The following is a 24350-nucleotide window of genomic DNA, read 5'->3' as shown; positions in this document are numbered from 1 at the left end:
CTCGCGAAGACGTAATTCGCCTCGCTACAAAACTCAAGAAGGCTTCTTCGCAATCCGCAACGACTTCGCCTTGGCCTCCACCACCAGATACATCACCAACGTAATCAACAGCGGCAAAATAAAGTAAATCGCCCGATACGCCAGTAACCCCGCCACCAGGCTTCCCCGCGAAGCCTCATGCTGCAGCAGCGCGACAAACACCGCTTCGAGCACTCCAAGCCCCGCCGGGATGTGGGTAATCACCCCGGCAATCGCGCTGATCAGCAACACCCCAAGCACCAGCGGATAGTCCAGCTTGCTCGGCAACAGGGTAAAAATCACCGCCGCCATCAACGACCAGTTCAATGCGCCGAGCGCCAGTTGCAGCACCGCCATGCGCAGCGACGGCAGGTTGATTTCCACCCCGCGAATCGCCCACTCCCGACGTTTGGCAAACCGGCACGCCGCCAGATACCCCGCGCTCGCCAACAGCAACAACACGCCCACGCCTTGCAACGCGCCGCTGCTCAGTTTCCAGCCCGGTGGCATGGTCACCAGCCCGCTGCTGAACACCGCGCCGGCAATCACCATGTAGCCAAACCAGTTGGTGGCCAGGCTCAGGCCAAGGATTTTCGCGATGTTGCTTTTGCTCACGCCCAAGCGCGAATACAAGCGATAGCGCATGGCGATGCCGCCGACCCAGGCACTCAGATTCAGGTTGAACGCGTAGCTGATGACGCCCACCGGCAGAATCTGTTTCCAGGTCAGGTCCTGGCGAATGTAAGTACGGCCGATCAAGTCGAAACACGCATACACCAGGAAACTCAACAGCGTCAGGCCCGACGCGATGATCAGCGTGCGCACCTTGAAATCAGCCAGGGTGTCGAACACTTCGTTCCATTCGATGCGCTGGGCCAACATCGTGAACAGCACAATCAGCGCGAGGAAAAACAGCACCGTCAGCGGTTTTTTCCAGCGGCTCCAGCGTGACTTGCTCGGGGTCTGGGCGTGGGTCGCCGGTTGTGCGTCAGCGCGGCTCATGGCGTGTCACTCCCGGCGGGATGAGTAAATGGTTTCAGGCGCGGTTTGTGTGCCGGCAACCAACCGGCCCAGGCCGGGAAGTGGCGCAGGAAGTGAAATACCAGAAAGCCGATGGTCATGTGCCAGACCCGCCCGCGCGGCGATTTGTCCGGGGACATCGGTTTGCAGTGGTTATTGCTGAGGATTTCCAGGCGCTCGAACAGTTCACGGTTGAACGCGCGGTCGCGGATCAGCACATTGGCTTCCAGGTTCATCGACAGGCTCAACGGGTCGAGATTGCTCGAGCCGACCGTGCTCCAGTCCTCATCCACCAGAGCGACTTTGCCGTGCAGCGGCCGCTCGCAGTATTCGTGAATCTGCACGCCGGACTTGAGCAAATAGTCGTAGGTCATGCGCGCCGCCAGTTTTGCCACCAGCATGTCCGGCTGGCCCTGCAAAATCAGCCGCACATCGACGCCACGGCGGGCGGCATTGCGGATCTCGCGCAGCAGTCGGTAACCGGGGAAGAAATAAGCGTTGGCGATCACCACGCGGCGCTGGGCACTGCGCAGCACCTGGCGATAAACCTCTTCGATGTCGGTGCGGTGCTCGCCGTTGTCGCGATACACCAGTCGAACCTGCCCGTCATGGTCACTGAACGCCAACTCGGATCGTCGCTGCCGGCGCCGTTGCCACCAGTATTTGGCCCGCGCCGGTCGACCGCATTGCAGCAACGCGAAGTGATGAATATCGGCCACCGCCGGGCCTTGCACTTCCACCGAATAATCCTGTTTGGCCTCGGGGCCGAAATCGCCCAGGTGGTCGGCGGAAAAGTTGATCCCGCCGATGAACGCGATCGTGCCGTCCACCACCACAATCTTGCGGTGCAAGCGGCGGAACCAGTTGGTGCGAATGCCCAAATGCTTTGGCGCCGGGTCGAACATCTGAATGTGTACGCCGGCCTCACTCAAGGCCGCGAGGTAGCCGGTGCTCAATTCGCCGCAGCCGAAACCGTCGAAGCTGGCGGTCACGCGCACGCCACGCTGAGCCGCGTCGATCAGCACTTGCGCCAGCTCATGGCCGACCTTGTCCTCGAACACAATGAAGGTTTCCAGGAGGATTTCAGTCTTGGCCTCGCGCATGGCCTCAAAGACCCGAGGGAAATACGCTTCACCGTTTTCCAGCAGCTCGACACGGTTATTGCCCTGCCAGCCGTACTCGACGTCGACAACGCCGGGCTCGCGAACCGGCGGGGTGGTGGACACGTGCTCCACGGCGGCTTTTTCCATCGGTGCGCTGCTCATAATTCGATCTCCACCGACAGCGGTGCGTGGTCGGAAAGGTGTGACCAGGGCCGCGCGACCAGCACTTGCGGGCGACTGGCCTTGAGGTTGCGCACGTAGATTCGGTCCAGACGCAGCGCGGGCATGCGCGCCGGAAAACTGCGTGCCGGTTTGCCGTGGTGCTCGGCGAACACTTCGCGCAAGCCACAGGGTTTGAGCAGCGCATCGGCGCGCTGGCGCCAGTCGTTGAAATCGCCGGCGACGATCACCGGCGCATCGTCGGGTAGCTCCGCAAGACGCTGTGCCAGCAACTTCAATTGCGCGTTGCGGTGGGTTTCGCGCAGGCCCAGGTGCACGCAAATCGCATGCACCTGCGGCCCGTCGCCGGGCAGGCGCAACACGCAATGCAGGATGCCGCGGTTTTCATGGCCGCTGATCGATACGTCGAGGTTGTCGTGGCGCACGATCTGGAATTTCGACAGCAACGCATTGCCGTGATCGCCTTCGGGATAGACCGCGTTGCGCCCGTAGGCGAATTGCGGCCAGAGCGTATCGGCGAGGAATTCGTACTGGGGCATCGTCGGCCAGTTGCTGTAGCGCTGCGGGTGATGTTCGTGAGTGCCGTGGACTTCCTGCAAAAACACCACATCGGCCGACACGTTGCGCACCGCTTCGCGCAGTTCAGGCAGGATGAACCGCCGGTTGAGCGCGGTGAAGCCCTTGTGCGTGTTGACCGTCAGCACCGTGAAACGGTGCACGCTGGCGAGGGTGGCTTGCTGATCGTCGACGGTGTCGAACGGCTGGGTAATGTTCATGGCAACACCCCGTCGGCAACGGGCTCGCCGGGCGCGGTGACGAGGTCTTCGTCGAGATGGAAATGTTCGAGCAAACGCCGGGCGTCGTAGGGCGCGCGGACCTTGATGTCGTTGTCGAAATAGCAGAACACTTCGCGGGATTTACGCACCTTGGGTTTCTGCCGGGGTGCGATCAACTGCGGGTCCGACGGTTGCTGGCCGTGGTTCCAGGCATCGATCCGGTCGCCCCAGCGATCCAGCGCCTCGGGGGTGTAGCCGCTGGCGTAAAGCGCCTCGGCGCCGTGCAGGCGCAGGTAGACGAAATCACTGGTGAGGTCTTCGCGATACGGCCATTTGCCCGCCGTGTCGGCGATGACCAGCGCCACGTTGTAGCGTTTGAGCAAGCGTACGAACGCCGGATCGACAAAGGTTTCGTTTCTGATTTCAACGGCATGCCGCAACGGTTTTTTCTTGTACGCCTTGAGGCTGGCGTGACCGTGCAGGTGCGAGTCGTGCTGGCGGGCGAGGGCGGCGGCTTGCTCGGTGTCGTGGGGCAATTGTTCGAGAAAGCTTTCGAACAATTGGGCATCGAATTTGAAGCTGGGCGGGAACTGCCAGAGGATCGGGCCGAGTTTTTCCTTGAGTTCCAGAATCCCGGACGCAAAGAAATTCGCCAACGGTGTGTGGATGTCCCGCAGACGCCGGATGTGCGTGATGAAGCGCGGGGCTTTGACGCTGAAGACGAAGTCCGCCGGGGTTTCGGCGTACCACTGGGCGTAACGCTCCGGCCGTTGCAGGGCGTAAAACGATCCATTGATTTCGATGCTGTTGACCGCCCGGGAGGCGAATTGCAATTCACGCTTCTGGGTCAACCCCTTCGGGTAGAAATCCCCGCGCCAGGGTGTGTAGCGCCAACCTGAAATACCGATATGAATCGCTGCCATGTCGCCTCCGTCGGATGGTCCTCGAATTGCCCCCGTTTGTTGATGACTGTGGGGCAACCGAGAAAGTTTCGACGGGGCTACGGACGGTACAGATTCGAGAAACACCAAAACCTACTGTGGGAGCGGGCTTGCTCGCGAATGCGGTGGATCATTCAACATCCATGTCGAATGACAGACCGCTTCGTCGGAACGCCGCCCGGAGCAAGCCCGCTCCCACAAAGGGTTTAGTGACCGGCGACGGTACGCGTCGAGCTTTCGGCGTACACCGGGCCCAAGCGATCAAGACGACCGCTCCACGCCGTCAGCGCCAGCGCCACCAGCACCACCATGCCGCCAATCCACGCGGTATGGATCAGGCCCATGTGCGCAACGATCAACCCGCCACCCCACGCGCCACCGGCAATCCCGAGGTTGAATGCAGCAATGTTCAGCCCCGATGCCACATCCACCGCGTGCGGGGTGTGGTGTTCGGCCTGACGCACCACGTACACCTGCAAACCCGGCACGTTGCCGAACGCCACCGCACCCCAGACCAGCACGGTCGCCAGCGCCAACCATGGATTGCCAGCAGTGAAGGTCAGTACGAACAACACGGCGGCGAGCAGGGCGAAGATGATTTTCAGGGCGCTGATCGGGCCGCGTTTATCGGCCAGTTTGCCGCCCCAAATATTGCCGACCGCCACCGAGATACCGTAGACCAGCAACACCAGGCTGACGGTGCTGGCGCTGAAGCCGGAGATGTCCTGAAGGATCGGCGCCAAAAACGTGAAGGCGATGAACGAGCCGCCGTAGCCGACCGCCGTCATTGCATACACCAACAACAGGCGCGGCTGCTTGAGCACCTGCAACTGCTGCAACAGCGACGCCGGTTTGCTGTGGGCAATGTTTTTCGGCACGTAGATCAGGCTGCCGATGAAGGCGATCACACCCAGCGCCGACACGGCGAGGAAGGTTTCACGCCAGCCGAAATGCTGACCGATGAATGTGCCCAGCGGCACCCCGGTCACCAAGGCGACGGTCAGGCCGGTGAACATGATCGCAATCGCGCTGGCGGCTTTTTCCTTCGGCACCAGGCTGGTGGCGATGGTCGAACCGATCGAGAAAAACACCCCGTGGGCAAGGCCGGTGACGATTCGCGCAAGGATCAGCGATTCGTAACTCGGTGCTTTCCACGCCAGCAGGTTGCCGAGGGTAAACAGCACCATCAGCGACAGCAGCAGTAACTTGCGCGGGACTTTGCCAGTGAGCGCGGTCAGCACCGGGGCGCCGATGGCCACACCCAGGGCGTAGAGACTGACCAGCAGGCCGGCGGACGGCAGACTGACCCCGAGGTCGGCACCGATGGTAGGTAACAGGCCAACGATGACGAATTCGGTCGTCCCGATGGCAAAGGCGCTGAGCGTCAGCGCGAGCAAGGCAATGGGCATGACTGCAACTCCGGTGGGTTTGATTGATGGAGCGCAGTGTCGGGGTTTGCGATGGACGGAAAAATACTCGGTTGGGCATTTGATATTTGCCTCCCAAGCAAATATCCACCACTGGTGTGACCTTGGACCTTGGACCTTGGACCCTGGACCCTGGACCTTGTGACCTTGTGACCTGGTGTGGCCTGGTGTGGCTTGGTGTGACCTGGTGTGATCTGGTGTTACCTGTGGTGAGGGGGCTTGCCCCCGTTCGGCTGCGAAGCAGTCGTAAATCAGGCGAACCCGGTGCGCCTGAAGAATCAGGTCGAATGGTTTTGGGGCTGCTTCACAGCCCAACGGGGGCAAGCCCCCTCACCACAGTGGCGGGTTATCTCGCGGCCATTACCGAACTTGCCGGCCATTTCCCGATCAGTTCCTTACAGACCCTTGCGAAGGAGCTCCCCGTTTTGCTCAAGTTCAAGACCGCAATATTGCTTGGGGCGTTGCTGTTCGTCGGCAGCAACGCGCTGCAAGCCGCCACGTTGCCGGGCCTTCCCGCCGCCACTGCCGAGGCCCCCGCCAAACCTGAACCGCTGGTGCAGGGCGGTTTGCTCGGGGCGATCAGTTCCAGCATCGACGACGTTCAAGACAAACTCGACCTCAATGAAGACTTGGTCGACGCCTGGCGCCTGCGGGCGGATCGGGCGGCCGACGAAGTCGACAAACTGGTCAATCAGCCCTCGTCCCGCTCGCCAATGAGCGTGGTCGGCGACTTCCTCCTGCTCTCCGGCGTGTGGCTTGGCGTCTTTGCCTTGCTCACGGTGCTCGGCGGTCTGCTGGACAAACGCCTGAGCCAAGGCCGTTTCCTGCGCACCCGGCAACGCAGCCAGGACCTGCTCGGTTATCTGTTGCCGTACACGATTCCGGCGGTGATCTGCCTGCCGCTGACGTTGTACGTCAGCCACTTCCTGCCGACCTCGGTCGGCCGCGCGCTGGCGCTGTGTTTTGCCTACGCGACCAGCAGCGGCATTTTTTCGACCTCGATGCTGCTGTGCGTGATTGTCCTGTTCAACACTGGCCACAAGCGTCCGGCGGTGCGGATCATCCGTGATTTCTGCCCCAAACCGCTGTTCCTGATCGGCTTCCTCGCGGCGCTCAGCGACGCCTTGACCAGCCCGCAAATCGCCCGGCAACTGGGCGGCAACCTGACGGGCAGCGTCGCGGTGTTCACCGGGTTGTTCGCCTCGATCATCTTCGGATTGCTGGTGATTCGCCTGCGGCGCCCGGTCGCGCACCTGATCCGTAATCGCCCGCTCGCACAGCGCCTCAAACAGCCTTCAATGCAAGAATCCCTGCGAATTTTTTCCGGGCTCTGGTACTGGCCGATTCTGTTGATGGTGATGGTCTCGGCAATCAACCTGATCGGCGTGGGCGAAGACAACCAAAAGGCACTGCGCTGCGCGTTGTTCACCACGATTCTGCTGATTGCCACGGTGTTTCTCAGCACGATTTTCCAGCACCTGTTCAAGTCGAAAAAAGCCGAGAAGCTCCAGCGCAGCAGCGCGTACAAGGAACGCTTCCTCAGCCTGCTTCACGCCCTGTTGCGGATTGTCATGGCCGTGGCCTTCATCGAAATTCTCGGGCGGATCTGGGGCGTGTCGCTGTTTGAATTCGCCGAGCGCAACTCGGTCGGGCGGGCGATCAGTGAATCGTTGAGCAGCATCGGCCTGATTTTCCTCGTGACGTGGCTGCTGTGGGTGGTGCTCGACACGGCGATTCAGGAAGCGCTGAAACCACCGGTCAACAAACGTGCGGCGCGCCAGCCAAGCACGCGGGTGAAAACCATCCTGCCGCTGCTGCGCAACGCGATCAAAATCATCCTGGTGGTGATTTGCGCGATCACCACCATGGCCAATCTGGGGATCAATGTCGCGCCGCTGCTGGCGGGTGCCGGGGTGGTCGGCCTGGCCATCGGTTTCGGTTCGCAGCAACTGGTGCAGGACGTGATCACCGGCCTGTTCATCATCATCGAAGACACGTTGTCGATAGGCGACTGGGTGGTGCTGGACTCGGGCCACGCCGGCACCGTCGAAGGCCTGACCATCCGCACCTTGCGCCTGCGGGACGGCAAGGGGTTTGTGCATTCGGTGCCGTTCGGGCAGATCAAAGCCGTGACCAACCAATCGCGACAATTTGCCTATGCGTTTTTCTCGGTGCAGTTCACCTACGACACCGATGTCGACAAGGCGATCGAACTGATTCGTGAGGCCGGGGATTCGATTCGCGAGGACGCGTTTCTCAAGTACAACCTGCAAGGGCCGCTGGATGTGTTCGGCGTCGACAAGATGGACCTCAATGGCGTGGTGCTGACGGCGCAGTTCCGGACGGTGTCGGGTGGGCAATATGCGGTAAGCCGTGCCTTTAACCAGCGCCTGAAAAAGCTTGTGGATAACAGCCCGTGGGTGCATTTCGCGCAGACTTATCCACAGCAGGTGTTGATGCCCAAGCGCGCCGTGGATGAGGCTGGAGAGGAGGGGCCGGTGGCGGCGGAGAATTCGCCGGTGTTGCTGCCGGATCAGCCGCGGACCCAATAGTTTGTGTTGGTGCTGCTGGCCTCATCGCGAGCAAGCTCGCTCCCACAGTGGATCGATGTTGGGCCGAAGCTTTGTGACCGACACACATCCCCTGTGGGAGCGAGCTTGCTCGCGATGACGCCCGCCAAAACAACATCAATGCCGGATCAGTTTGTTGTGTAATTCGGCAGCCAATCGCTGATCCAGCTCCACCCAAATAACCTGCTTGCCGGCAATCTCCGCCGCCACCGGCAACCCATCGCGATACACCAGCCGATTGCTCGCCAGCGCCGGCACCTTCGCGCCGGGTAACAACGTCCCGGCGAGGTTCAGCGGATCAACCCCGCACACCGCAATCAAACTCCCGTCATGCGGCCGGCGCCGCACTTCGCGCAGCAGTGGAATCGCCTCCGGCAAGGCAAACTGTTCTCCGGCCAAACCGCTGACAAACCGTCCACCGCGAATCTCGCCCCGCGCCTCCAGGCGATGAAACGTGCGCAGCAATTCGCGCCAGCTCGGCAGCCAGTCCGCCTCACGCTCCAGCAAGCGCCAGAACACCACGCCATAGCGCCGCAGCAAGGTCATGGCAATGTGTTCCAGGGTCTCGGCGGGTGTCCGTTGGTTATCCACAACCGGCGCCGGCGCACCACGGCGTAGCAACGCCCAACGCCCGGCGTCGTCCATGCCGCCGATAAACGCCCCGCGCCCGCGCCGGCTGTTGCGGGCCTGGCGTTTGCTGGCCGGGGTGATCAGCGCGCGCAGCCCGGCGAAACTGTCCGCGTTCACCAGCCCGGCGCCGACCAATTCCTGCAAGGCGATTTCCAGCTCCGAGCGCAGCAGATGCGCCTCCTGCATCAGCTCGTCAAAAAACAGCGCGCCGTGTTGGCTGAGCGCAGCAAAGACTTTCTGCGTCTTGGGCGACAGATCACTGACAGGCGTCTGCTCGGTCAGGCTGCTCCATAACCCGACCTGACTGCGCGGCAGCAGCACAATCGGTGTGCTGCGCAGCGCCGTGCTCGCACTTTTGTGGCGCGCGGTGAGGCGGGTCCAGACCAGTTTGCCGCTGCGGCACAGCTCGTCCAGCCAACTCGCCGAATAGCCTTTGATCCGCGCCGGCAGAAGGTCGCTGTCCCAGGCTGAAGCTGCGGCGGGATAGCCTTCGAACTGACCGACAATCGCCGGTAGCACCGCGTTGCCCTGCCCCTGAGTCGCGGTGGAAAGATGCTGCCAGTCGAACAGAAACCGCATGAAATCCTGCAACGCTACCGGCTCGATCTCTCGGCGCAGTCGCTTGACCGTGTAGCGATGAATGCGCGCCAGCAGGTGCCGTTCGCACCACTCATCTTGCGCAGCACCGGGCGTGAATTGGCCGCGCAGCACATACCCTTCGCGCTCCAGTTGCGCCAGGGCCTGGGTGACGTGCGTCACCGGTAAGCCAAGAGGTTCGGCAATCGCCTTCAGCGGCAACGGGCCGAAGGCACTGAGCCGCGCGCGGATCACTTCCAGTACCGCTTCGTCCCGCTCCCAGCGGTCATCGAAACCGGTGAGCGCGGTCAGCGCTGGCTGCAAACTCGCCTGTGGATAAATCGCTTGCAGGCAGGTCAGCCGCTCGAGCGCCAGCCACAACGAGGGCCCGGCGTCGATCTGCAAACGGCTGGCGCGGCCGCTGTCGGCCAAGGCGTTCAGCCAGTCGAGCCAATGCGTGTTGGCCTGCGCCTCGGTGTCGGTGATGCACGCGAGGCTCATCAGCGCTTCGTGCATTTCATCGATGCTGGTGGGCGTGGGCCAGGCCTCATCGCGCACCGCTTGAATCGCCTCGGCATCCAGCGCGCCGAGGTCGTCGGTGGATTGCGGATCGGTCCAGCGCCGGTTGAGCACCGCTTGCGTGCGGCGTTCTTCCAGTGGCGCATCGTCGAGAAAGGTGTAGGGCCGGGCGCTGAGAATTTCGGCGGCCAGCGGCGAAGGCGCGGGCAAGTCACGGCTGATCAGGCGCACCTCGCCGCTTTCCATGCGCCGCAACAGGGCCAGCCAACCTTCGCAGTCCATGGCTTCGTGCAGGCAATCGTCGAGGGTTTGCTCCACCAGCGGGTGCTCGGGCACTTCGCGTTCGCCGGCGAGGTTTTCCACGCAGGCGATCTGGTCGGGAAACACGCTGGCAATCAGGTCTTCGCTTTTCATGCGCTGGATCTGCGGCGCCACTTTGCGCCCGCCGGTGTAACGCGGCAGCGCCAGCGCGACCCCGGCATTCCAGCGCCAGCGCACGCCGAACAGCGGCGCTTCGAGCACGGCTTGAATCAGCAGGTGTTCAGCGGTGTTGCTGTGCAGGTAACGCCAGACGTCATCGAGTTCAAAACTGTGGCTGGTCGACAGCGACAGCACGATGGCGTCTTCGCTGGCGGCGGCCTGCAATTCGAAATTGAAGGTGCGGCAGAAGCGCTTGCGCAATGCCAGGCCCCAGGCGCGATTGATACGGCTGCCGAAGGGCGTGTGGATGATTAATTGAGTGCCGCCGGATTCGTCGAAAAACCGTTCCATCAGCAGCGTGTCTTGCGACGGCAGTGCGCCGAGTGTCAGGCGGGCCCGGGCCAGGTAATCCACCAGTTGTTCGGCGCTGGCGAGGTTCAGGCCGAGGGTCTCGGTCAGCCAGTCGACGGCGGGCTGCAAGTTGCCCGGCGTGGCGCCGAGCAGTGCGTCGAGCTGCGCTTGCAGGCGCGCCACCGCGAACGACAGTTCGGCGCTGCGGCCCGGCGCCTCGCCCAGCCAGAACGGAATGGTCGGCGGCTGGCCTTGAGCATCCTCGACCCGGACCTTGCCGGTGTCGACACGCAGGATTCGGTACGAGGTATTGCCGAGCTGGAACACGTCGCCGGCAATGCTTTCCACGGCGAAGTCTTCGTTGACGCTGCCGATGTTCAGCCCCTGGGGTTCCAGCAGCACGCTGTAGTCGGCGTTGTCCGGAATCGTCCCGCCACTGGTCACGGCGGTCAGCTTGCTGCCGCGCCGACCGCGCAAGGTACGAGTCACGGCGTCGCGGTGCAGGTACGCGCCGCGCAGGCCCTGACGCCCGTGGTAGCCGTCGGCGAGCATGTGCAGCAGCGCCTGGTAATGTTTTTCGTCGAGATCGGCGTACGGCGAGGCGTTGCGGAACATCTCCAGCAGCGCTTGCTCCTGCCATTCCTGGCAGCTGACCTCGGCGATGATCTGCTGCGCCAGCACGTCCAGCGGCGCGAGCGGAATCAATAACGTATCGAGTTCACCGCGACGCACACAGTCCAGCAGCGCCGTGCATTCGATCAGGTCGTCGCGGGTGGTGGCGAACAATCGGCCCTTGGGCGTGCCGCCGACCTGGTGCCCGGAGCGGCCGACCCTTTGCAGAAACCCGGCAATCGAGCGCGGCGAAGCAATCTGGCAGACGAGGTCGACATCGCCGATATCAATGCCCAATTCCAGCGAGGCGGTGGCGATCAGCACTTGCAGCTCGCCGCGCTTGAGCCGTTGTTCGGCGTCGAGGCGAAATTCCTTGGCCAGGCTGCCGTGGTGCGCGGCGACCGCCTCTTTACCGAGGCGCTCGCTCAAATGGCGGCTCAGGCGTTCAGCCAAACGTCGGGTATTGACGAACACCAGCGTGGTGCGGTGCTCACGGGCAAGGGCGGCGAGGCGGTCGTAGACCAGTTCCCAGACGTCGTTGGCCATCACTGCCGATAGCGGCACCGGCGGCACTTCGACGCCCAGGTCCCGTGGGCGCGCGTGGCCGATGTCGATGATGTCGCAGGTTCGGCCACGACCGACAAGGAAGCGCGAGACCGCTTCGATGGGTTTTTGCGTGGCGGACAAACCGATGCGCATCAACGGTTCAGCACACAGCGCTTGTAAACGTTCGAGGCTCAGCGCCAGGTGGCTGCCGCGCTTGCTGGCGGCGATGGCGTGGATTTCGTCGACGATCACCGTGCGGGTGGTCTTGAGCATCTGCCGGCCGGAGTCCGAGCCGAGCAGCACGTACAGCGATTCCGGGGTGGTCACCAGAATGTGCGGCGCGACTTTGCGCATCGCCGAACGCTCTTTTTGCGGCGTATCGCCGGTGCGCACGGCGGTGTTGATTGGCAATTCCGGCAGGCCCATGGCGCGCAATTGTTCAGTGATGCCGGCCAGCGGGGTTTGCAGGTTGATTTGAATGTCGTTGGACAGGGCCTTGAGCGGCGACACGTAGACCACCAGGGTTGCGTCGGGCAGGCCGCCTTCGGTTTCCAGCCCGCGATGGACCAGGTCGTCGATCACCGCCAGAAACGCAGTCAGGGTCTTGCCGGAACCGGTGGGCGCGGCGATCAATGTCGAGCGGTGCTGGCGGATCAACGGCCACGCCCGGGCCTGGGCGGCGGTGACCGTCGGGAATGTGTTGCTGAACCAGGCGCTGACGGCGGGGTGGAAGCCTGCCAGTGCGGCGTCCGTGGGGATGGGCAGATTCATGAAACAATTTATGCGGGCGAGGGCGGGAAGATGCAAGTACCGCTGGGGATGTGTGTTGGTGTTGAAAGCCTCTTCGCGAGCAAGCCCGCTCCCACAGTGAATTTGTGTGCGCCGAAAATCCCTTGTGGGAGCGGGCTTGCTCCCCAAGGGGCCGGCACAGGCGCAGCAAAACCCTGGGATCTACACTTTGCGGATGACGGTTGCGCACTAAACCCGCAAAATGCAACGATTCCGGCAACTATCACGGCATGGCCTGCGGGCCGTGTCGATACAACCATCGTTCCAATCAGACTGGGCCTGCTGACTTTATGCGAATGCGCCTTATGTTACTGGGCGGCGGAAATGCCCTTGGGCAGGCGCTGATTCGCCTCGGTGCGGAGGAAGACATCGGTTTCCTCGCCCCCCGCCCGCCGCAAGACGGCTGGGATGCCGCGAGCCTGACGCAACTGCTCGACGACACCCGCCCGGACGCGTTGATCAACCTTGCCTACTATTTCGACTGGTTTCAGGCGGAGGCCGTCAGCGACGTGCGCCTGGCCGGCCAAGAGCGTGCGGTCGAGCGTCTGGCCGAACTCTGCCAGCACCACAACATCGTGTTGCTGCAACCCTCGAGCTATCGCGTGTTCGACGGCTCGCGGGCCACCGCCTACAGCGAAAAAGACGAACCGGTGCCGCTCGGATTGCGCGGCCAGGCGTTGTGGCGCATCGAGCAAAGTGTTCGCGCGACCTGCCCGCAACACGTGCTGCTGCGGTTTGGCTGGTTGCTCGACGACAGCCCCGACGGCACGCTCGGGCGATTTCTGGCCCGCGCCGAAAACCCTGAAGAATTGCTGATGGCCGATGACCGTCGCGGTAACCCGACGCCGGTCGACGACGCGGCCCGGGTGATTATTTCGGTACTCAAGCAACTCGATTGCGCGGCGCCGCTGTGGGGCACCTATCATTACGCCGGGCATGAGGCGACCACGCCGCTGGCGCTGGGGCAAGCGATCCTCACCGAAGCGCGCACCCTGCATGAACTGGCCATCGAAGCGCCCACCGCCCAGGCTCACGCCGCGCGGCCCGACGCTGCCGAGGAGCCACAGCACGCAGTACTGGCCTGCAAGAAAATCCTTCACACCTTCGGGATCAAGCCTCGCGCCTGGCGCGCGGCACTCCCGGGCTTACTGGACAGGTTTTATCGCCATGGCTGACGGACGTGTTTTGATCACCGGTGGTGCCGGTTTCATCGGCTCGCACCTCACCGATGCCTTGCTCGCCAAGGGCCATTCGGTGCGAATCCTCGATGACCTGTCCACCGGCAAGCGCAGCAACCTGCCGCTGGACAACCCCAAGGTCGAACTGATCGTCGGCGACGTCGCCGATGCCGCCCTCGTCGCGCAGGCGATGGTCGGTTGCAGCGCGGTGGCGCATCTGGCGGCAGTCGCGTCGGTGCAGGCCTCGGTGGACGATCCGGTGAAGACTCACCAGAGCAACTTCATCGGCTCGCTGAATATCTGTGAAGCGATGCGTGAACACGGGGTCAAGCGCGTGGTGTTTGCCTCCAGCGCAGCGGTCTACGGCAACAATGGCGAAGGCGAGTCGATTGACGAAGACACGCCCAAGGCACCGCTGACCCCGTACGCGGCGGATAAGCTGGCCAGCGAGCACTACTTCGATTTCTACCGTCGCGAGCACGCGCTGGAACCGGTTGTTTTCCGCTTCTTCAACATCTTCGGCCCGCGCCAGGATCCGTCCTCGCCGTACTCCGGGGTGATCAGCATTTTCAGTGAGCGCGCACAGAAAGGCCTGCCGATTACCGTGTTTGGCGATGGCGAGCAGACGCGGGATTTCGTCTACGTGAGCGACTTGGTCGAGCTGCTGGTTCAGGCGGTCGAGAAACCGCAGGTTGAAGTCGGCGCGGTGAATGTCGGCTGGAACCAGGCGACCACCCTCAAGCAAATGCTCGAAGCGCTGGAAGCGGTGTTGGGCGGATTGCCCCCCGTGAGCTACGGCCCGGCGCGCTCGGGCGACATCCGCCATTCGCGGGCGAACAACCGCCGTTTGCTACAGCGCTTTACCTACCCGGAGCAGACGCCGATGAGCGTCGGGCTGGCGCGCTTGCTCGGCCGCTGAGGTTTTCGCAGCCATGAGAAAGGCGCCGTTGAGGCGCCTTTTTTTTATGCTCGATTTTTGTTGTCCGGGCTGACGTCTTCGCGAGCAAGCCCGCTCCCACAGGGGAATGCGATCAACTGTGGGAGCGGGCTTGCTCGCGAAGGGGCCTTAGAACTTGTAACCCAGGCCGACCATGTAGATGAACGGGTCCACATCCACGTTGACCCGGGCCCGAGTGCCCGGTGCAACCGAATCGTTTTCCACGGTCGCACGGGTGTCGATGTCGATGTAGCGCATTTGCGCGTTGAGCATGATGTTGTCGGTAATCATGTAGTCGGCACCGACCTGGAACGCCATGCCCCAGGAGTTTTTTGCCTTGAAGTTGCTGAAGCCGTTGGACTGCGCTTCGCTGCCGACGTGTTCGTCGTAGATCCAGGTGTAGTTGATGCCGGCGCCGACATACGGCTGGAACGCAGACTTGGCGTCCAGCGGGTAGTAGACGACGCTCAAGGTGGGTGGCAGGTGTTTCAGGGTGCCGAGTTTGCCATTGGCCGCGCCGAGGGCGGTGCCTTTGAGTTTCACGTCATGCTCGAACGGCGAGGCCGCGAGCAACTCGATGCCCCAGTTGCTGGTGAGCATGTAGGCGAAGTTCAGACCCAGCTGGGTGTCGCTGCTCATGGTGGCTTTGCCACCCAGATTGGTGCCGGCCAGCGGGCCTTGATCGACCTTGACGCTGGAGCTGTCGGCTTTCGGGTTGACGGTGATTGCACCGGCACGAACGATGATGTCGCCGGCTTCGTGGGCGTGGGCGAGCGGGGCTGCGAGCGCGAGGGCAAACAGCGCGGCACTGCGCAAGGACTTATGCATGGAGGGCTCCAAAGGACGTTAAAAATGTTCGATGTCCAATGGTACGGAGGCGTCTGATACGGTCTTTTGACTCAGCTCAATGAAACGGTGATGGTCCGGGTTTTTGTGGAACCTTTGAGGGCCTCTTCGCGAGCAAGTCGAATCGTCGCACCGTCGCTCCCACATTGGATCTGTGCATCAACACAAATCCCCTGTGGGAGCGGGCTTGCTCGCGAAAACTATCGATCAAACAATACAGAACCCCCGAATTCACTCCGGCAATTCATACACATAAATCTTGTCCGCCTCCATCTGATACCCGGCATCCGCCAACTCGCTGGTCGATGCCTTGACCTGCAACGCACCCTCGATCCAGTACGGCTGATACAGCTCATCCAGCTTCACGCCGACTGCGCTTTTCACATGCACGATCTGGTTCGACGGCGGTGGCGGCACATGGATGCACGCGCCGAAATACGGCACCAGCAGGAACTCCGTGGTGCGGCCTTCCTCGCTCACTTCCAGCGGCACGATGTAGCCCGGCAACCGAATGTTTTTGCCATCCAGACCCTTCACCACCGGCGCATCGGGCATGTCTTGCTTGGCCGCTGGCGCCGATTCGGCGGTCAGTGCGTTGCTCATCTGCGACATGTCGTGCAGCGGCGTCATGTTCGGCACTTCCGGTGCCGCGTCCGGCGGGATCAGCTCCGACCAGGTCAGTTCTTTCGGCTCGGCCGCCCACAGGGGCAGGGCGACCAGCAGCAACAGCGCAAGCAGAGCGCGGGGCATCGTTAACGTCCTCATAGTCGGATCGACAGGCCATCGGCCAACGATTGGCGATACGCGCGCCAGGCCGGCACGCTGCCCATCAGCAGCGCGGCGATCAGGATGCCACCGAGCAGCGTCCATTCATATTTACTGGGCCAGGCCAGCGGCAAATACAGCCCGTAATTGGCCTGCACGTAACCCTGCGCGGCAGCGATGCACACGTACAGCAGCGCCACGCCGGCAATCACTCCGGACAACGCCAAGGCAAAGGCTTCCAGCACCAGCAACGTCGCGATGTGCCACGGTCGCGCGCCCACCGAACGCAGAATCGCCATTTCGCGTCGACGTTCATTGAGGCTGGTGAGAATCGCCGTGAGCATGCCGATCAACCCGGTCAGCACCACGAACAGCGAGACCACGAACAAGGCTTTTTCCGCGGTGCTCATCAAACTCCACAGCTCTTGCAGTGCCACGCCCGGCAGGATCGCCAGCATCGGCTCGCCACGGTATTCATTGATCTCGCGCTGCATGGCGAAGGTCGAAATCTTGCTGTTGAGGCCGAGCATGAACGCGGTGATCGCTTGCGGCGTCAGGTCCATGTTGCGTGCCTGGTCGGCGCTGATCCGGCCGTTGCCTCGGGCCGGTACGCCGTTGTGCCAGTCGATATGGATCGCTTCCATGCCGCCGAGGCTGATGTGCAACGTGCGGTCCACCGGCGTGCCGGTGCGTTTGAGAATGCCGACCACGGTGAACGGTTTGTCGTCGTGCTTGACCAGGCTGATCGCTGCCACGCCGTGGGCCAGTACCAGTTTGTCGCCGAGCTTGTAGTGCAGCGCGTCGGCCACTTCGGCGCCGAGCACCACTTCAAACGGGTCGGTGGCGAAGGCGCGGCCATCGGCCAGGTCCAGGTGTTGCTGATGGCCGTACTGGTAATGCTCGAAGTACGCCTCGGTGGTGCCCATCACCCGATAACCGCGATGGGAGTCGCCGAGGGACATCGGGATCGCCCACTTCACTTTCGGGTTGTTGGCGAAGTGTTCGAAGCTGTCCCAACGGATGTTGTTGGTGGCGTTGCCGATGCGGAATACCGAATACAACAGCAGGTTCACCGAACCGGAGCGCGCGCCGACAATCAGGTCGGTGCCGCTGATGGTGCTGGCAAAACTGGCTTTGGCTTCGGTGCGCACCCGTTCCACCGCCAGCAGCAGGCACACCGACAGGGCGATGGCGAACGCGGTGAGGATCGCGGTGAAGCGGCGGTTAGCCAGGCTGGCCATGGCTAGACGAAACAGATACATGTCAGACCTCGGACTGGGTGGCGGCGCGATTGAGATCGGCCAGCGACAGATGACGATCGAACAGCGGCGCGAGGCTTTGATCGTGGCTGACAAACAACAGGCTGGAGCCGGCTTCGCGGCATTCGGCGAACAGCAGGCGAATAAAGTTTTCGCGGGCGTCGTAATCGAGGGCCGAAGTCGGCTCGTCGGCGATCACAAGTTCCGGCTGGCCGATCAATGCGCGCGCGGCAGCGACGCGTTGCTGTTGGCCGATTGAGAGTGAATCGGCGCGCCGGCCGAGCAGGTTTTGATCCTTCAAACCCAAGTGGGCGAGGAGCGTGGCCGCCGCCTGATCGACACTGCCGTGACGCTGGATCGCCCGTTCGGCACGCAGTGTGGAGAAGTGGCAGGGCAGCTCGACGTTCTCGCGCACCGACAGAAACGGCAGCAGGTTGAACTGCTGGAAAATGTAACCGGTGTGATCGACGCGGAAACGGTCACGGGCGCCGGCACCGAGTTCGGTCAGCTCCTGGCCGAGCAGGCGAATGCTGCCGCGATCCGGTTTCTGCACGCCACCGAGCAGGCCGAGCAGGGTGGTTTTGCCACTGCCGCTGGGGCCTTTGAGGAACAGGGTTTCGCCGGGTTCCAGGCGGAAGGCGGGGATGTCCAGCAGCGGCGGGTGACCGGGCCAGCTGAAGCCCAGGTCGGACAGTTCGATGAGTGCTTGGGTCATGTGAAACCGGTCAGGTAAGTGGTGAACCCCTGTGGGAGCGGGCTCGCTCGCGAATGCGCTGTTTCAGGCAACTCATAGGTTGAATGCCAATCCGCCTTCGCGAGCAAGCCCGCTCCCACATTGGATTTGCAGTGGATTCAGAACTTTAGCGCGGCAGCCTTGGCCGTCACTTCGACGCCTTGCTGGCCACTCGGGCCGATCAGTTGTACCTGAATTTTCTGGGTTGCCGGGAACGCGGTGAAAATATTCGCCAGGTCCAGGTTCTTCAACGCGCCCGGTGCCGAGCAGGTGAATTGATAGTGGGCGTGGATTTCGCTGTGGTCGTGGTGATGCTCATCCTTGGCGTCTGCATCGTGGTCATCATCGGCGTCCGGCTTGTCGCCGAACAACGGGCTCTCCAGTTCCTGGCTCGCGACCACGCAACCAGCGGCGTTTGGCAGGTTGAACAGCGCCAGTGGTTTTTCGAGCTGTGCATGGGCGGCGGCGACTTTGGCCTTGTCGGCGTCGGTGGTGGCGACGTGTTCGAAGCCCACCAGGTTCATCGCCGGGCTTTCCAGTTCCAGCTCCAGAGTCTGCCCGTCCAGCGCCGCATTCAGGCGACCGACGCCATGTTCGTGAGCGCCGAGGCTGCCGTGCTCGTGGTCATGATCGTGCTCATCGGCCGCGTGGGCGACGGCCAGTGGCAACAGGGCAAACGGCAAAGCGAGCAGCAGACGGCGCATGGCGGGTCTCCGAGAGAAAGATGAATGTTTTGTTATGTAATCTTATAACGTAAGCGAGGCGAGTTTGACCGGCTACTTGGCGTTGCACAAGTCCCATGGGAGCATGCAGGTCAGAAATGTGCAGGAGCAGACGTATGTTGCGAATTCGCGGAAGCATCGGCGACTGGCCGGTGGATTTGACGCTGGAGATGGATGACGGTGACTGGGCGAAGCTCGGCGCCCAGTTGCAGGTGAGCCCGCCTGCGGTCAGTGCGGCGCCGGCCAAACCGGTGAATCAGGACGAGGCGCTGTGGCAGATCGCCAAAGACCTGTTGCGCAAGGCCGGGCATTTGAGCGGGCCGGATTTGCTCGAACAACTGGAAGGCCTGACCGGCAGCGCGGCGTCGGGCAAGCGCCTGTTGGTACGGTTGCGCCATTGCGCGGATGTGAAAGTGTCGAGCGGCGGCGATACGCCGCTCTACAGCTGGATCGAACCCGCGTAGGCGCTGCCAATTGCTGCGATCTTTAGATCTTTCGCTGGTTACCACGCCGCAAAAACAGGATCAAAAGATCGCCGCTCCTAAGGAATCGGGTTCACCTGGCCGGAGCCCGATCAATACAGCGCGGCAAACAATTTGCGGCGGTACGTGGTCACCAGCGGATGATCGTTGCCCAGCAGTTCGAACACCTGCAGCAAGGTCTTGTGCGGCAAGCCTTCGCTGTAGCTGCGGTTGCGGATGAACAGCTTGAGCAACGCATCCAGCGCCGCGTCGTACTGCTGGCGGGCCAATTGCTGGATCGCCAATTGATACACCGCTTCATCGTCCGCCGGGTTTTTCGCCAGACGCGCTTTCAGGTCGGCGGCGTCCGGCAGATCCTTGGCCTGGCCGAGGAACTGGATCTGCGCCTTGGCACCGGCCAGCGCCGCTTTGTGCTCGTCGCTTTTCACGGCGTCGAGCACGGTTTGCGCTTCGCCCAGTTCGCCGCGTTCCGTCAGGCAACGGGCATACAGAATCAGCGCTTTGGCGTTGGTGTTGTCTTCGCCCAGCAGCACTTTGAGAATGGCTTCGGCGTCGGCGAAACGGCTCTCGTCAAACAGCGCTTGCGCCTGTTCGAACGGATCGGCCGCTGCCGGTGGCGGCATTTGAACGTGCGGCTCGAGCATCGCGCGCACGGCGGATTCCGGTTGTGCACCGGCAAAACCGTCCACCGGCTGGCCGTCCTTGAACAGCACCACGGTCGGCAGGCTGCGAATGCCGAAGCGCGCGACGATGTCTTGTTCCAGATCGCAATTGACCTTGGCCAGCAGCAACTCGCCCTGATAGCTCTCGGCAATGGTCTGCAACATCGGCATCAGCACTTTGCAGGGCGCACACCATTCGGCCCAGAAATCCACCAGCACCGGTTTGTGGAAAGAGTTCTCGATCACCGACTGGTCGAAATCGGCAGTCGTAGCGTCGAAGATGTACGGCGTTTGCTGACTCATGGGGGATCTCTTGGAAGCGTGAATGGGGCAACTATACGGCTTGGCGGGGTGTGGCCGGAAGCCGGGTGGCCGTTGAAGGTGTATTGGCCGACCGGGCGCCTTCGCGAGCAAGCCCGCTCCCACATTGGAATTGCGGCGAACGAGGATTGTGTGAGCGACACATAACACCGGTGGGATCGGGCTTGCTCGCGAAGCTCTTAGTCACGCCGCGCGTGGTACAGGCTCACATACCTGAACTCTTCAGGTTCAGCCAGATCCGGCAGGGTCATCGCTTCCAGCATCTCAATGCGTTGATACAACGGATGACGAAAATCCCGAACGCGTGAGTCCGCCACCAGCGCTTCCCGGCCGCGACTCAAAAACTCATCGAGCAACGGCAGGTTCGCTCGGTCGTACAGCACGTCGGCCACGAGGATCAGATCGAACCGATCCGCCTCGGCAAAGAAATCCGTCGAGTAACTGAGCTGCACCTCATTGAGTTCGGCATTCGCCCGGCAGGCTGCAATCGCCAGCGGGTCGAGGTCACAGGCCACCACTTCGAGCGCACCGGCCTTCACCGCGGCAATGCCCGCAACGCCGGAGCCGGCGCCAAAATCGAGCACCCGTTTGCCTTTGACCCATTGCGGAAATTCGGCGAGGTAACGCGCCACCGCCAGCCCGCTGGCCCAGCAAAAACTCCAGTACGGCGGTTCATGCAGAATCCGTTGGATTTCGTCCTGGCTGAACGCGCGGTCCATGTTGTCGCCGTCGATCAGCCAGAGTTTCAGCTCGGTGTCAGGCAATGCGACCGGCACCAATTGCGCATCACCGAGCAATTCACCCAACGCCTGTTGCAGTTCGAGCGGTGCAATCATGGCGCTTTGACGAATTGCAGCTGGCCCAAAGCCTGTGTCGTTGGCTGGCTAATAACTTGCGACGGCAGGTGCAGAATCAGTTGCCCGGACTGGCTGGCGCGGCCGCGCAGTTCAACGCGGGCGCCGGCCGGGAATGATTCCGGGTTGAAACGGAGGCGGAACGGCAACACTTGATTGGTGCCGATCAGGCTGGAACTGGCGAGCAATTGTTGCGGGCGGTCTTTTTCGTCGATCACCAGCAGCGCCAGTTCGATTTCGGCGCCGGCCGGCACACCTTGCAACGTGCCGCTCAATTCACGCTGATACACGGGCAGCGGGCCGAGGTCGGCCGCTTCCCTGGCTTTCTTCTGCGCCGCCTGCGGGGCGGGTCCTGGTGTTGGCGGCTGGGGTTTTGGCGCATCGCTGCCGCAGGCCACCAGCAGGCTGAAAACACTGAGCAGTACGAGCGGTCTTGGGGACATTTGTGGCTCCAGCAAGGTGAAATCCATGGATCAAGCGTTATAGGCAGTCTGTATACCGCAAACCCTATGGCTTGTCTTGCCACGGGGATGCGCTACCATGGCCCTCCCTTTTTTTGTTGCCTGCCACCATGCACTGTCCCTTCTGCGGTGCCAACGACACCAAGGTCATCGACTCGCGTCTGGTCGCCGAGGGCGAACAGGTGCGCCGCCGGCGTGAATGCCTGGCCTGCGGCGAACGTTTCACGACGTTCGAGACGGCCGAACTGGTGTTGCCGCGCCTGATCAAAACCGACGGCAGCCGTCAGCCGTTCGACGAAGAAAAACTCCGCGCCGGCATGCAGCGTGCGCTCGAGAAGCGCCCGGTCAGTGTGGAGCGCCTCGAGTCGTCGCTGGTGCACATCAAGCACAAGCTGCGCGCCACCGGCGAGCGCGAGGTCAAGTCCCTCGTGGTCGGTGAACTGGTGATGGCCGAGCTGCAAAAGCTCGATGAAGTCGCCTACATTCGTTTCGCCTCCGTGTATCGCCGCTTCCAGGACCTCAACGAGTTCCGCGAAGAGATCGATCGCCTGGCGCGTGAGCCGGTGAAAGAATGACCACCGCCCCGGAACAAGCCATCCTCGACGCCCATTACATGGCCCGCGCGCTGGAACTGGCGCGCAAAGGTCATTACACGACGCACCCCAACCCGCGCGTTGGCTGTGTGCTGGTGCGTGACGGGCAGATTGTCGGCGAAGGCTGGCACGTGCGCACCGGCGAACCCCACGCCGAAGTCCACGCCCTGCGCGCCGCCGGCGACAAGGCCCGAGGCGCCACCGCATACGTGACCCTCGAACCGTGCAGCCACCACGGGCGCACACCGCCCTGCGCCGATGCGCTGGTGAATGCCGGTGTGACGCGGGTGGTTGCGGCCATGCAGGACCCGAATCCTTCGGTGTCCGGTCGCGGTATGGCGCGCCTGGCCCAGGCCGGTATCGCCACCGAAAGCGGCGTGCTCGAAGGCGAGGCGCGCAAGCTCAACGAAGGCTTCTTGAAACGCATGGAGCACGGCTTGCCGTTCGTGCGGGTCAAGTTGGCCATGAGCCTGGACGGTCGCACGGCGATGGACAGCGGCGAAAGCCAATGGATCACCGGCCCGGCCGCGCGCTCGGCGGTGCAGCGTTTGCGGGCCCAGGCCAGCGTGGTGTTGACCGGCGCCGACACGGTGCTGGCGGATAATGCGCGGCTGACGGTGCGTGCCAATGAATTGGGGCTGGACGCCGAGCAAACCGCGCTGGCGATGAGCCGTCCGCCGCTGCGCGTATTGATCGACGGCCGCCTGCGGGTGCCGCTGGATGCGCCGTTCTTCAAGGCCGGCCCGGCGCTGGTCGCGACCTGCATGGCGGTTGAAGAGCAATATGCCAACGGCCCGGAATGCCTGATCGTGGCTGGCGAAGATGGATTGGTCGACCTGCGCAAGTTGCTGCTCGAACTGGCCAATCGCGGGGTCAACGAAGTGCTGGTCGAAGCGGGTCCGCGTCTGGCCGGCGCGTTTGCCCGGCAAGGACTGGTGGATGAGTTCCAGATCTTCATCGCCGGCAAGTTCCTCGGCTCCTCCGCGCGACCGCTGCTGGACTGGCCGCTCGCGCAAATGAAGGACGCGCCCGAGCTCAAAATCACTGAAATTCGCGCAGTGGGCGATGACTGGCGGATCACTGCCATTCCAGCGTCCGCCGCGAGCGTATAATTCCCGGCCTGCGCCACGCGAAGGCTTTGTTCTCGAGGAGGACTTCATGTTTACCGGCATCATCGAATCCATCGGCAGTATTCGTGCATTGACCCCAAAAGGCGGAGATGTGCGGGTTTACGTAGAAACCGGCAAGCTCGATTTGAGCGACGTCAAACTGGGCGACAGCATCGCGGTCAACGGCGTGTGCCTGACGGCCGTCGAGCTGCCAGGCAACGGCTTTGCAGCAGACGTCAGCCGCGAAACCCTCGACTGCACCGCCATGAATGACCTGAAAAGCGGCAGCCCGGTGAACCTGGAAAAAGCCCTGACCCCGACCACTCGCCTCGGCGGGCATCTGGTCAGCGGTCACGTCGACGGCGTGGGTGAAGTCGTCGCTCGCACCGAGAATGCCCGCGCGGTGGAATTCCGCATCCGCGCGCCGAAGGACCTGGCCAAGTACATCGCCCATAAAGGCTCGATCACCGTCGACGGCACCAGCCTGACCGTGAACGCGGTCGATGGCGCCGAATTCATGCTGACGATCATTCCGCACACCCTGAGCGAAACCATTATGGCGTCGTATCAGCCAGGTCGCCGGGTGAACCTTGAAGTCGACTTGCTTGCACGTTATCTGGAACGCCTGCTGTTGGGCGACAAGGCCGCAGAGTCTGACTCTTCACAAAAGCCGTCCAGTAACATCACCGAAAGCTTTCTGGCCGCTAACGGCTACCTCAAATCCTGACTCAAGGGGGTGCCTTGTGGCGCTCAATAGCATCGAAGAACTGGTTGAAGACATCCGCCAAGGCAAGATGGTCATCCTCATGGATGACGAAGACCGCGAGAACGAAGGCGACCTGATCATGGCTGCGGGTCGAAGCCGGGGAAATGATCCCCAGCGACGGCGAGGTGATCGAAGGCATCGCGGCGGTCAACGAAGCGGCGATTACCGGCGAATCCGCCCCGGT

The 24350-nt window shown here is 62.5% G+C and carries 21 protein-coding genes and 2 pseudogenes; 9 read left to right on the top strand and 14 right to left on the bottom strand.

Going from position 1 to position 24350, the window contains the following annotated elements; genetic code table 11:
- Positions 1 to 33: 33 nt before the first annotated feature.
- The 5 genes from ACQKP4_RS16955 to ACQKP4_RS16935 all read right to left on the bottom strand — a co-directional run bounded on the left by ACQKP4_RS16955 (position 34) and on the right by ACQKP4_RS16935 (position 5447).
- Entirely contained in the window at positions 34 to 1020 is a 987-nt protein-coding gene (locus ACQKP4_RS16955; protein ID WP_427634814.1) for a lysylphosphatidylglycerol synthase domain-containing protein, read from the bottom strand.
- Positions 1017 to 2303: a cardiolipin synthase ClsB gene (clsB, locus tag ACQKP4_RS16950; protein WP_427634813.1), complete on the bottom strand. Its 1287-nt coding sequence runs from the start codon at positions 2301 to 2303 to the stop codon at positions 1017 to 1019. The genes ACQKP4_RS16955 and clsB overlap by 4 nt, the downstream gene beginning before the upstream one ends.
- Positions 2300 to 3097, bottom strand: coding sequence for an endonuclease/exonuclease/phosphatase family protein (locus ACQKP4_RS16945; RefSeq protein WP_427634812.1), 798 nt, complete (start codon positions 3095 to 3097; stop codon positions 2300 to 2302). Before ACQKP4_RS16945 ends, clsB begins: the two co-directional genes overlap by 4 nt.
- The gene (locus ACQKP4_RS16940) at positions 3094 to 4020 is read right to left on the bottom strand and encodes a DUF72 domain-containing protein (RefSeq protein WP_427634811.1); all 927 of its coding nucleotides are present in this window, start codon (positions 4018 to 4020) and stop codon (positions 3094 to 3096) included. Before ACQKP4_RS16940 ends, ACQKP4_RS16945 begins: the two co-directional genes overlap by 4 nt.
- Positions 4021 to 4244: 224 nt before the next feature.
- Positions 4245 to 5447, bottom strand: coding sequence for an MFS transporter (locus ACQKP4_RS16935; RefSeq protein WP_427634810.1), 1203 nt, complete (start codon positions 5445 to 5447; stop codon positions 4245 to 4247).
- Between the two features lie 443 nt (positions 5448 to 5890).
- Between ACQKP4_RS16935 and ACQKP4_RS16930 the strand changes: the two genes are divergently transcribed.
- Positions 5891 to 8017: a mechanosensitive ion channel family protein gene (locus tag ACQKP4_RS16930; protein ID WP_427634809.1), complete on the top strand. Its 2127-nt coding sequence runs from the start codon at positions 5891 to 5893 to the stop codon at positions 8015 to 8017.
- A 135-nt stretch (positions 8018 to 8152) separates the two neighbouring features.
- Here ACQKP4_RS16930 and ACQKP4_RS16925 read toward each other — a convergent pair whose 3' ends face one another.
- Positions 8153 to 12460 carry a DEAD/DEAH box helicase gene (locus ACQKP4_RS16925; protein WP_427634808.1) on the bottom strand — a complete coding sequence of 1436 codons (4308 nt, stop codon included), beginning with the start codon at positions 12458 to 12460 and terminating at the stop codon, positions 8153 to 8155.
- 308 nt (positions 12461 to 12768) lie between these two features.
- Between ACQKP4_RS16925 and ACQKP4_RS16920 the strand changes: the two genes are divergently transcribed.
- Together ACQKP4_RS16920 and ACQKP4_RS16915 are read left to right on the top strand one after the other, a co-directional pair.
- The gene (locus ACQKP4_RS16920; RefSeq protein ID WP_427634807.1) at positions 12769 to 13653 is read left to right on the top strand and encodes a sugar nucleotide-binding protein; all 885 of its coding nucleotides are present in this window, start codon (positions 12769 to 12771) and stop codon (positions 13651 to 13653) included.
- Entirely contained in the window at positions 13646 to 14575 is a 930-nt protein-coding gene (locus tag ACQKP4_RS16915; protein ID WP_427634806.1) for an NAD-dependent epimerase/dehydratase family protein, read from the top strand. The genes ACQKP4_RS16920 and ACQKP4_RS16915 overlap by 8 nt, the downstream gene beginning before the upstream one ends.
- 147 nt (positions 14576 to 14722) lie before the next feature.
- Here the strand turns inward: ACQKP4_RS16915 and ACQKP4_RS16910 are convergent, their stop codons facing one another.
- The 5 genes from ACQKP4_RS16910 to ACQKP4_RS16890 form a co-directional block, all read right to left on the bottom strand.
- Positions 14723 to 15421, bottom strand: coding sequence for an OmpW/AlkL family protein (locus ACQKP4_RS16910; RefSeq protein ID WP_427634805.1), 699 nt, complete (start codon positions 15419 to 15421; stop codon positions 14723 to 14725).
- Positions 15422 to 15670: 249 nt separating this feature from the next.
- Entirely contained in the window at positions 15671 to 16189 is a 519-nt protein-coding gene (locus ACQKP4_RS16905; protein WP_427634804.1) for a DUF3299 domain-containing protein, read from the bottom strand.
- An 11-nt stretch (positions 16190 to 16200) separates the two neighbouring features.
- Positions 16201 to 17466, bottom strand: coding sequence for an ABC transporter permease (locus tag ACQKP4_RS16900; protein WP_427634803.1), 1266 nt, complete (start codon positions 17464 to 17466; stop codon positions 16201 to 16203).
- Between the two features lies 1 nt (position 17467).
- Positions 17468 to 18178 (bottom strand): ABC transporter ATP-binding protein, encoded by a 711-nt coding sequence (locus ACQKP4_RS16895; RefSeq protein WP_427634802.1) that lies wholly within the window; start codon positions 18176 to 18178, stop codon positions 17468 to 17470.
- 137 nt (positions 18179 to 18315) lie between these two features.
- The gene (locus ACQKP4_RS16890; protein ID WP_427634801.1) at positions 18316 to 18900 is read right to left on the bottom strand and encodes a DUF2796 domain-containing protein; all 585 of its coding nucleotides are present in this window, start codon (positions 18898 to 18900) and stop codon (positions 18316 to 18318) included.
- A 134-nt stretch (positions 18901 to 19034) separates the two neighbouring features.
- On the opposite strand from ACQKP4_RS16890, the gene ACQKP4_RS16885 reads away from it, so the two are divergent.
- Positions 19035 to 19382 (top strand): hypothetical protein, encoded by a 348-nt coding sequence (locus tag ACQKP4_RS16885; RefSeq protein ID WP_427634800.1) that lies wholly within the window; start codon positions 19035 to 19037, stop codon positions 19380 to 19382.
- A 110-nt stretch (positions 19383 to 19492) separates the two neighbouring features.
- Here the strand turns inward: ACQKP4_RS16885 and trxA are convergent, their stop codons facing one another.
- From trxA to ACQKP4_RS16870, 3 genes are all read right to left on the bottom strand, one after another.
- Entirely contained in the window at positions 19493 to 20365 is an 873-nt protein-coding gene (gene trxA / locus ACQKP4_RS16880) for a thioredoxin (protein ID WP_427634799.1), read from the bottom strand.
- A 197-nt stretch (positions 20366 to 20562) separates the two neighbouring features.
- Positions 20563 to 21219, bottom strand: a complete 657-nt coding sequence (locus ACQKP4_RS16875) for a class I SAM-dependent methyltransferase (protein ID WP_427634798.1) — start codon at positions 21217 to 21219, stop codon at positions 20563 to 20565.
- On the bottom strand, positions 21216 to 21680 hold the full coding sequence (locus ACQKP4_RS16870; protein WP_427634797.1) for a YbaY family lipoprotein: 465 nt from the start codon (positions 21678 to 21680) through the stop codon (positions 21216 to 21218). The genes ACQKP4_RS16875 and ACQKP4_RS16870 overlap by 4 nt, the downstream gene beginning before the upstream one ends.
- Before the next feature lie 128 nt (positions 21681 to 21808).
- On the opposite strand from ACQKP4_RS16870, the gene nrdR reads away from it, so the two are divergent.
- From nrdR to ACQKP4_RS16845, 5 genes and pseudogenes are all read left to right on the top strand, one after another.
- Positions 21809 to 22273: a transcriptional regulator NrdR gene (gene nrdR / locus ACQKP4_RS16865; protein ID WP_003228656.1), complete on the top strand. Its 465-nt coding sequence runs from the start codon at positions 21809 to 21811 to the stop codon at positions 22271 to 22273.
- A complete protein-coding gene (gene ribD, locus ACQKP4_RS16860) occupies positions 22270 to 23403 on the top strand; it encodes a bifunctional diaminohydroxyphosphoribosylaminopyrimidine deaminase/5-amino-6-(5-phosphoribosylamino)uracil reductase RibD (RefSeq protein WP_427634796.1) in 1134 nt (377 codons plus the stop codon). The genes nrdR and ribD overlap by 4 nt, the downstream gene beginning before the upstream one ends.
- Before the next feature lie 46 nt (positions 23404 to 23449).
- On the top strand, positions 23450 to 24127 hold the full coding sequence (locus ACQKP4_RS16855) for a riboflavin synthase (protein ID WP_427634795.1): 678 nt from the start codon (positions 23450 to 23452) through the stop codon (positions 24125 to 24127).
- A 16-nt stretch (positions 24128 to 24143) separates the two neighbouring features.
- Positions 24144 to 24275: pseudogene (locus tag ACQKP4_RS16850) on the top strand (3,4-dihydroxy-2-butanone-4-phosphate synthase); the annotation flags it as partial.
- A pseudogene (locus ACQKP4_RS16845) lies at positions 24250 to 24350 on the top strand (hypothetical protein); the annotation flags it as partial. The pseudogenes ACQKP4_RS16850 and ACQKP4_RS16845, both read left to right, overlap by 26 nt.

It is taken from the genome of Pseudomonas sp. NPDC086278 (assembly GCF_050280905.1).
GTDB lineage: Bacteria > Pseudomonadota > Gammaproteobacteria > Pseudomonadales > Pseudomonadaceae > Aquipseudomonas.
Note: the sequence above shows the minus strand (reverse complement) of the source record. Positions and strands in the feature narration are given on the sequence as shown.